The 8,893-nt window shown below is 69.7% G+C and carries 9 protein-coding genes; 3 read left to right on the forward strand and 6 right to left on the reverse strand.

Annotated elements, in window-relative coordinates:
- Positions 1-471: 471 nt before the first annotated feature.
- Together ACFWPJ_RS16515 and ACFWPJ_RS16520 are read right to left on the reverse strand one after the other, a co-directional pair.
- Positions 472-876: a hypothetical protein gene (locus ACFWPJ_RS16515; RefSeq protein ID WP_378852160.1), complete on the reverse strand. Its 405-nt coding sequence runs from the start codon at positions 874-876 to the stop codon at positions 472-474.
- Between the two features lie 79 nt (positions 877-955).
- A complete protein-coding gene (locus ACFWPJ_RS16520; protein ID WP_378852162.1) occupies positions 956-2,452 on the reverse strand; it encodes a flavin-containing monooxygenase in 1,497 nt (498 codons plus the stop codon).
- A 68-nt stretch (positions 2,453-2,520) separates the two neighbouring features.
- Here ACFWPJ_RS16520 and ACFWPJ_RS16525 point away from each other — a divergent pair, with 68 nt between their 5' ends.
- Genes ACFWPJ_RS16525 through ACFWPJ_RS16535 form a run of 3 tightly spaced genes read left to right on the forward strand, consistent with a single transcriptional unit; the run spans position 2,521 to position 5,511 of the window.
- Positions 2,521-3,096, forward strand: a complete 576-nt coding sequence (locus ACFWPJ_RS16525; protein ID WP_378852176.1) for a YdcF family protein — start codon at positions 2,521-2,523, stop codon at positions 3,094-3,096.
- A gap of 57 nt (positions 3,097-3,153) precedes the next feature.
- Positions 3,154-4,758, forward strand: a complete 1,605-nt coding sequence (locus ACFWPJ_RS16530) for a GMC oxidoreductase (RefSeq protein WP_378852164.1) — start codon at positions 3,154-3,156, stop codon at positions 4,756-4,758.
- Between the two features lie 30 nt (positions 4,759-4,788).
- Positions 4,789-5,511 carry a VIT family protein gene (locus ACFWPJ_RS16535; RefSeq protein WP_378852166.1) on the forward strand — a complete coding sequence of 241 codons (723 nt, stop codon included), beginning with the start codon at positions 4,789-4,791 and terminating at the stop codon, positions 5,509-5,511.
- On the opposite strand, the gene ACFWPJ_RS16540 is transcribed toward ACFWPJ_RS16535, so the two are convergent.
- The 4 genes from ACFWPJ_RS16540 to ACFWPJ_RS16555 form a co-directional block, all read right to left on the reverse strand.
- A complete protein-coding gene (locus ACFWPJ_RS16540) occupies positions 5,489-5,911 on the reverse strand; it encodes a cation:proton antiporter (RefSeq protein WP_378852168.1) in 423 nt (140 codons plus the stop codon). The two genes, ACFWPJ_RS16535 and ACFWPJ_RS16540, sit on opposite strands and share 23 nt — an antisense overlap.
- 53 nt (positions 5,912-5,964) lie before the next feature.
- Entirely contained in the window at positions 5,965-6,582 is a 618-nt protein-coding gene (locus ACFWPJ_RS16545; RefSeq protein ID WP_378852170.1) for a hypothetical protein, read from the reverse strand.
- A 131-nt stretch (positions 6,583-6,713) separates the two neighbouring features.
- Positions 6,714-7,673, reverse strand: coding sequence for an MlaD family protein (locus ACFWPJ_RS16550; protein ID WP_378852172.1), 960 nt, complete (start codon positions 7,671-7,673; stop codon positions 6,714-6,716).
- The gene (locus ACFWPJ_RS16555) at positions 7,670-8,719 is read right to left on the reverse strand and encodes an MlaD family protein (RefSeq protein WP_378852174.1); all 1,050 of its coding nucleotides are present in this window, start codon (positions 8,717-8,719) and stop codon (positions 7,670-7,672) included. Before ACFWPJ_RS16555 ends, ACFWPJ_RS16550 begins: the two co-directional genes overlap by 4 nt.
- Positions 8,720-8,893: the final 174 nt, after the last annotated feature.

Raw genomic sequence — 8,893 nt, forward strand, 5'->3', positions numbered from 1 at the left:
GGCTTCGGCAGGGCAAGGGTTCATACTTTAGCGCAGGCAATCCGCCGAAGCAAGTCCGGAGGTCGTAAGCCTGCACACATGATCAGTCAGGCGCTCATCGTCCTACCTCGTTTCCCTGCACCATCCGCCAGCCTCGAGAGGCTCAGCAGTTCGGCACCGGGTCGGTGTCCGTGTCGCTCTGACTCGAATTAAGTTACGCAGCCGCGAACGCGAAGTCAAATCGCCTGGTAGATCCGGCGTTTCCCCAGCTCGCCACTCCCTCGCGGGGTTCACGAAGGGCCGCGGCGGCGCCGGCTGGTCATGGACGGACTCGACGAGCCGCAGAAGGCCGAGCTGGCGATACTCGGCGAACGGCTCTCCGACCATCTGGTCGGCACCCTGGGTCACGCGGACGAACCACCGCTCGAGTACTGACGCGACAACGCCGCCCCGGCCGATGACGGGGGGCGGGGTTGTCGTCGGTGCGCTGGTTCAGACGTTGTGCGGGTGCCAGGTGGCCACCGCCCAGATCACCACGATGTTGATGATGATGATCAGGATCGACCACCACGGGTAGTACGGCAGCCACAGGAAGTTCGCGATGATCGAGAGGGCGGCGATCACCATCGCCGCCACCCGTCCCCACGTCTGACCGGCCAGCAGGCCGATCGCGACGATCACCGCGATGGCACCGAAGATGATGTGCCACCAGCCCCAGGCCGTCAGGTCGAACTGGTAGAGGTACTCGGGCCCCACGACGATGAGATCGTCGTTGGCGACAGCCGAGATTCCTTCGAGGATCTGCAGAACACCGACCACCGCCAGCAGGATTCCGGCGCCGATGGAGGTTCCTGCCGCGATTCCCTCGCGCACCGGGTGCTGATTCTGAACTGTCATCGCTCGGCCTTCCCGTTAGGTCAACGGACGTGCCACCACGGCACACGCCAACGGTAGGAACCCGACGGGGCCGCGCGCCTCATCCGTTGTGGGTGAACTCGCCTACGCGACGGACCGGGCGCAATGTCTTGCCGAGATCGGTGCGCAGGGTGATCAGCGCGTCCAGCAGGTAGTTCTGCCTGACCCGCCACGGATGCTTGTCGCCCTGACGGGGGAACGCGGCGATCGAGCGCAGGATGTAGCCGGCGTTCAGGTCGAGCAGCGGATGCTCGGTGAGCGCGCCCTTCGGCTCCGGCACGACGGCGGGGACCCCGGTGCGGTCGATGTGGGCGAGGACCTTGCAGACCAGGCGCGAGGTGAGGTCGGCACGCAGCGTCCACGAGGCATTGGTGTAGCCGACGCAGATCGCGAAATTGGGCACGCCGGTGAGCATCGCGCCCTGCCAGACGAACTGGTCCGACAGCGGGACCGGAGTGCCGTCGACCTCGGGCGCGATGCCGCCGAAGGCGAGCAGCCGCAGGCCGGTCGCGGTCACCACGATGTCGGCGGGCAGGATCTTGCCCGATTCGAGCTGGATGCCCTCGGGGACGAACCGGTCGATCCGGTCGGTGACCACCGCGGCCTTGCCCTTCTTCATCGCCTTGAAGAAGTCGGCGTCCGGTGCCGCGCACAGGCGCTGGTCCCACGGGTCGTAGTCGGGGGTGAAGTGCTCGGCGACCAGTTTGTCGTCTTTGAGGATGCGGGTGGTGAGGCCGGTCAGCAGCTTGCGCGCGGCGGCGGGGCGGCGACGGCAGTACTGGTAGAAACCGATGTTGAACAGGATGTTCTTGGTCCGGATCAGCCGGTGCGCGAGCCCGGCGGGCAGCAGTTCGCGGATCTTGTCGGCCTGCTTGTCGCGGCCGGGGACGGCGCTGATCCAAGTGGGCGTGCGCTGCAGCATGGTGACGTGCTCGGCCTCGTCGGCCAGCGAGGGCACCAGGGTGACCGCGGTCGCGCCGCTGCCGATGACGACGATCCGCTTGTCGCGCACGTCCAGGTCGGCCGGCCAGAACTGCGGGTGCACGATGGTGCCCGCGAAGTCCTCGCGACCGGCGAATTCGGGGGTGTGCGGCTGCTGGTAGTCGTAGTAGCCGGCGCAGGTGTAGAGGAAACCGCAGGTCAGGGTGCTCAGCTCGGGGCCGTCGGGGCCGTCGTGGGCGATGGTGAGCTGCCAGCGCGCCTGCGCCGACGACCAGTCCGCGCCGATCACCCGCGAGCCGAAGCGGATGCGCCGGTCGATGCCGTTCTCGTGCGCGGTCTCGCGGATGTAGTCCAGGATCGACGCGCCGTCGGCGATCGAGCGGGCCGCGCGCCACGGCTTGAACGGATAGCCGAGGGTGAACATGTCCGAGTCGGAGCGGATGCCGGGGTACCGGAAAAGGTCCCAGGTACCGCCGAGATCGGCGCGGGCCTCGAGGATCGCGTAGCTGCGGTGCGGGTGTTCGGTCTGCAGCCGATAGGCGGCCCCGATACCGGACAATCCCGCGCCGACGATGACGACGTCGAGGTGTTCGGGGGCAACGGCGGAGTCGGTCATAGCTCCAGTGTGCCTGGCGACACATCGCGAGGTGAAGGCAGTGTTTCGCTATCCTCGACGCGGTGTCGATCTTTCGGCGTGCGGGATGGTTGCTCGTCGGCGCACTTGTCATCGCGCTGGGTGCCGCGTTCGCCGGGTGGCCCGTGTACGTCCGGCCACAGGTGGACCCGCTGCGCCCCGCCGATGTGATCGTCGTCCTGGGTGGGACCCCCTACGAACGCTTCGACCTCGGGATCGAGCTCGCCGAGCGTGGCTACGCCCCCGAGGTGCTGATCTCGCAGTCCACCGGGCCCGACGATCCGCTGATGGACAAGTACTGCGGCGGCCGATTCGCCTTCCGCGTCTCGTGTTTCGTGCCCGACCCGTGGACGACCGACGGTGAGGCGCGCGAGATCGTCCGGCGAGCAAAGATTTACGGGTGGCGGCACATCATCGTGGTCACCTTCACCCCGCATGTCTCGCGCGCCCGCTTCATCGTCGGGCGGTGTTTCGACGGCGAGATCACCATGGTCGCCAGTCCCACCGAAACCGGGCTGGGGTTCTGGTCGTGGATGTATGTGCGCCAATCGGCCGGATACATCAGGGCTTTCGTGAACCAGCATTGTGAGACCTCCGGAAATTCCGCGTCCCGGATTCTAGAGTGACACCAATGCGCGGCCGGGTGCCGGGCCGCGCGGGTGGCACGGGCGAGAGGACCGCCGATGCTTGTCGAGGACCTGCGCACCGTCGGAGACGACGCGCTGCGCGCCCAGATCTGCGTCATCGGCTCTGGCCCGGCCGGACTGACCGTGGCCACCGAACTGGCCGCCGCGGGCCTACAGGTGCTGGTCCTGGAGAGCGGTGACCACGAAATAGGTCCCACCGAGCCGGAATTCGCCGCCATCGACAGTGTCGGTGCGCCGCGGCTACCGCCCGACCGGATCGCGGGCAGCCGGGTTCTCGGCGGCAGCTCGCGGGTGTGGGCCGGACGCTGCGGCGTGCTCGACGACCTCGACTTCGCCACCCGGCCGTGGGTGCGGCGCTCGGGGTGGCCGATCGATGCGGGCGAGCTGCGGCCGTACACCGAACGCGCCGCCGCGCATGCCGGACTCGGGCACGGCACAGGATTCACGGACGCCGAGTTCTGGCCGCTCGCGGGACGTCCAGCGCCTGCCGCCGCCATCGACACCGGGTCGCTGCGCCCGTACTTCTGGCAGATCAGCCGGGATCCGGTCGACCGGTTCGACTGCAAGCGGTGGGGCAGGCTGGTGCGCGATATCGCCGCGCCGACCGCGCGGGTGCTGGTGAACGCGACCGTCACCCACCTCGACACCGATGCCACCGGCGCGCACGTGAACTCGGTCGAGGTGACCGGTGCCGGTGGCCGGGTCCGTACCGTCGAGGCGCGGATCTTCGTGCTCGCGGCGGGCGGGATCGACACCCCACGGCTGTTGCTGGCCTCGCGGCGTGCTGTTCCCGGTGGCATCGGGAACCGGTACGACCAGGTGGGGCGGTATCTGATCGACCATCGCAGTGGCGTGGTCGGCACGCTGTCCCCCGCCGTCGCGGGTGCGGCGCTGGCCCGGTTCGGCAAGTATGTGGTCAAGGGGCCGCGGGGCAGGCACACCTTTCTGCACGGCCTGGCCCTGTCGCCCGAGATCCAGCGCAGGGAATCGCTGTTGAACTGCGCGCTGTGGTTGCAGGAGGTCACCGCGCCCGACGATCCGTGGGACGCCGTCAAGCGGGTGCTGAGCGGGCGGGCGGTGTGGAAGGACGCGCGAATCATGCTGTCGGACACCAGGTTGCTGCTGGCAGGTGCCCGGCGCAGGCTGATCGACGGTGTCGGATTGCCGCACCGGCTCACCGGGGTCGAGGTGTGGACGATGGTCGAACAGGCGCCGGATCCGGACAGTCGAGTGCTCTTGTCGGAGCGCACCGACCCGGTGGGAATGCCACTGCCGCAGGTGGATTGGCGGATCGGTGAACGGGAGGACGCGACGGTCCGGCGGGCGACGGCGCTGCTGACGGCCGAGTTCGCCCGGCTCGGTCTGCCCGCGCCGCAGATCGCACCCGCGGCGCTGCCTGGGAGTACCGAACCGCTCCCGCTGGCCGACCGGGCGCATCCCAGTGGCACCACCAGGATGTCGGCCGATCCGCGGCACGGCGTGGTCGACCGGCACTGCCGGGTGCACGGCGTCGACAACCTCTACATCGCGGGCAGTTCGGTCTTCCCGACCAACGGGCATGTCAACCCGACACTGACCGTGCTCGCGCTCGCCGTGCGCCTGGCCGACACCCTGCGCGCCGGACAGCGCGCCCCGCGCTGATCCGGTAGCGCACCCGATTAGGCTGGCCGGGTGCAGGACTCGTCGCCGACCGCCCATCCGCACGAACCCCATGCCGAAGGGCTCGCGTCCCGGTTGAACTGGTTGCGGGCCGGTGTGCTCGGCGCCAACGACGGCATCGTGTCCACCGCCGGTCTGGTGGTCGGTGTCGCGGCGACCACGAACGATGCGCACACCATCCTCACCGCGGGCGTGGCCGGACTCGTCGCGGGCGCGATCTCGATGGCGGCGGGCGAGTACGTGTCGGTGAGCACCCAGCGGGATTCGGAGAAGGCCCTGCTCGCCAAGGAGCGCAGGGAGCTGGCCGACGACCCGGCCGCGGAACTGGCCGAGCTGACCGGGATCTACGAGGCCAAGGGACTCAGCCCGGCGACGGCGCGCACGGTCGCCGAGGAGCTCACCGCGCACGACGCGTTCACCGCGCACGCCGAAGCCGAACTCAAGCTCGACCCGGACGAGCTCACCAATCCGTGGGCCGCGGCGGTCTCCTCGGCGATCGCGTTCACCTGCGGCGCGGTGCTGCCGCTACTGGCGATCGTGCTGCCGCCGGTGCAGTGGCGGGTGCCGGTGACTTTCGCGGCGGTGCTCATCGCGCTGGCCGTCACCGGGTCGGTGAGTGCGCGCCTTGGCGGCAGTCATCGCGGGAGGGCGGTGTTGCGGGTGGTGATCGGTGGTGCGCTGGCGATGGCTGTCACCTACGCGATCGGCTCGCTCACCGACACGCTCGCGGGCTGAGGCTGGTCAGCGGGTCGGGCCGAGGTCGAGCCTGCGGGTGACCCGGTCGACGACATCGGGTGGCATGCCGGGTTCGCGGCGCGCGGCCTGGGCTTCGCGCCGCGGCCACCGCGACGGCGGTGACGATCACGAGGCCGATCGCACGCAAGGCGATGACCTGCCAGTTCTCGGCGAACTGCCGCCAGGAGGTGCGCCGGGCGGCGGCATAGAGCAGCGGCGGCAGGACCAGCGGGAGGATGAGCTCAGGCGGGATGTCGAGGCTCGGCACGGCGGGGATCAGGGCGAGCAGGCAGCCGAAGACCGTCATCAGGATGGACGGCGCGACCCCTATCCGCTCGCCGAGCGACTCGGCGAGGACCGCCGCGAGCAGGATCACCAGAGTGAGTACCAACTGGTCCATAGCGGAGCAGTCTCACCGACAGCGACGGTGCGCGACGGGCGACCCGCCGCCGGTCAGTGCAGAACGGCGGCCGCGGGCGGAATGAAGATCGGCGGCAATGGGAACGGCAGCTGGATGATGGGAGGCGGTGGTGGCGCCGGGGCTGGTTCCGGTGCGGGAGCGGGAATGGGCTCCGGCTCGGGCGGTGGCGGCGGCTCGTAGACGGGCGGCTCGTACACCGGCGGCTCGTAGACGGGCGGCGGTGGGGCTTCGACGGGCACGGGCTCCGGCGCGGGGGCTGGTGGTGCAGCTTCCGGGGGCGGGGGTGGTGGCGCGGCGGGCACCGCGGCGTCCGGGGTCGTCGCGGTGCACTGCCACGCACCGTCGGCGTCGACCTGCCAGTGCGCGACGATGCCGCCCGCCGAGCAGTTTCCGCCGACCCGGCGGGCGGGCCACGGCGGGGCGAAAACCGCCTCCTGCTCGGATGCCTCGTCGCCGGCGACCGGAAGGCCGGCGGAATCGGAGCCCATCGGGTTCACGGTCGACGGGTCGTTCTCGTCACCCTGATTCGCGCGCAGGACCAACCCGAGCGCGACAACCAGCGCGAGCAGTGCGGCGAGCACTGCCGCGATCGCGATCACCCGAGTACTGCTGCCGGTCCCCTCGTCGGGGCCCTCGCTGCTCTCTGCCATCGCACCGCCTTCGCCCGTGGATCCGGACTCCTCTCGTCCAGCAGGCTACCGCACGGTTGCTGAAAGTCCGACAGTCTCGATCAGACTCCACTGACCAGGGCCCATGCCTACATTCGGCAGTTGCCAGATGTTTACTTGATTGCGACCCTAACCTTCACCGCATCGGTATCGGTGTTGTGTAGCGCCTGCGCGATCAGGGTGCTCAGGTCGATCTGCGGACCGGTCGCGGTGATCGACTCGGTGAGCGGGCGCAGCCCGGGCAGCAGGGCCGACAGCTCGGGGCCGAGCTCGTTCAGCTTGGCGGTGACCTGCTCGAGGAACGGCACAAGGCCGCCGTCGCGCAGGTACATCTCCGGATCGCCACCGGCCGCGCTGACCCGGCCGACCGATTCGACGAACTCGTCGATGACCTGGCTCAGGCGCACGAAGGCGGGTGCGGCGGCGGAGGTGGCCGGTCCGGCCCAGCCGATGTCACCGGAGACGTACTCGAAGTTGTTCTGCAGCTCGGCGATGGCGGGCGCGCGGCTCATGATGGCCGCTGCGAGCAGGTCGCCTGCCCTGGCCAGCTCCGGGATGACGTTCTCGGTGCCGGTCATCGCCTGGCCGAGGGTGTCGACCAGCGAGCCGACGACCGCGGGGTCGAGCTGCTCGACGGTCTTGGTGACCAGCCGCGCGACCTCGGGAATCGACATCGGGGTACGCACGTTCTCCCCCGCCAGGCGCTGCCCGTTGCTCAGGTACGGCCCGTCGGCGCTGCGCGGGACGAACTGCACGTAGGGCTCGCCGAGCGAGGACAGGTGCTCGATGGTGACGATGCTGCTCATCGGCACCTTGTTCTCGGCGCCGAACCGGAAGCCGACCTGCACGCCACCGGCGGTGGAGGTGTCAACGGCGGTGACCTTGCCGATCTCGATGCCGGTCAGCAGGATCGGCGAGCCGACACTCAGGCCGCCGGAGTTGGCCAGCTCGATCGAGGCCTCGGTGTAGTCGGCGAACGGGTCGACCCGGACGACGCCGAAGGTCAGGTAGCTCGCGCCGAGCGCGGTGATGGCGGCGATGCCGCCCAGTGATGCCAGTGCACCGATCTTCATCGCACCATTCCGATCATCCGCAGCGCGGTCACGATCTGCTCGACCTGCTCGTCCTCGGAGACCTGCACGCCGGTGATGTTCACCTTCGGCCCGCGCTCGGCGAACGGGATGATCTTGTCGCGCAGCAGCGCGGTCAGCAGGGCCATGTTGGTCGAGGAGCGCAGGTCGGCCGAGCCGCCGGTGGCCAGGGGCAGGAACGCGGTCGCCGCGGCGTCGCCCGCGGTCGCGATCGGGGCCAGCCAGGTCAGCGACGAGCCGACCGGGCCGAGCGCCAGGAAGATCGCCATGGTCTTGGCGATCGAGTCCTGGGTGCCCGAGAGGGCCTGCACGGCTTCAGGGGTCAGGATATTGGTGAGCTCGGCCTCGATGCCGACCATGACCTCGGCATTGGCGGCCAGGCCGTTGACCAGCAGGTCGACCTTGTCCAGGTTCGCGGCCAGATCGGCGGCGTCGGCGCCCATGACCGCCGAGATGCGCGCGGTCTCCTTGGGATCCTGCGGCATCACCGAGTTCACCCGGCCGATCATGTCCTGTAGCTGGCCGATGGCGCCGCCCTGCACGAACAGCGCCATGGTGGCCATCGTGTCTTCCAGCTGCACCGGCGGTTTGGTGCGGGCGATCGGGATGGTGCCGCCGTCGCGCAGCAGGGTGCCGAAGCCATCCTTCGGGGTGGTCAGCGCGACGTGGATGTCGCCGAGGATGGTGTCCTGGCGCAGTTCCGCGATGGTCGTGGTCGGCAGCTGCACCGAGTCGAGGATGTCGGCTTCGACGATCACGTAGCCGCCGCGGCCCGCGGGGGCGTCGGCGGGCTGGACCACCCGCACCGTGTCGACATTGCCGATCTCGGCGCCGTTGGCGATCACCTTGGACTTCGCGGGCAGGTTCAGCGCGCTGCTGAACTCGATCTGCACGCGGTAGGTCGGGCCGCTGACGGTCGAGCCGGGCACCGGTACCTCGGCGGGGTCGAAGCCGCAGCCGCCCACCGCGAGACCGGCCGCGACCACGAGCGCGATCATGCTGCGCCGCAGTGTCTTTCGCGGGTTCATCGGGCACCTGCCATTCCCAGCACGACCTGGACGAGGTTGACATCGGTCAGTCCCTGCGCCGGGTCGGCGCACTGGCCGGGGATCAGCGCGTTCACCGCGGCGCACACCTGATCGGCTTCGCCGCTGGGCAGCGCCACCTTGGGCGCCGCGTAGTTGATCGCGGTGCCTGTCTCT

It is taken from the genome of Nocardia sp. NPDC058497 (assembly GCF_042720195.1).
GTDB lineage: Bacteria > Actinomycetota > Actinomycetes > Mycobacteriales > Mycobacteriaceae > Nocardia.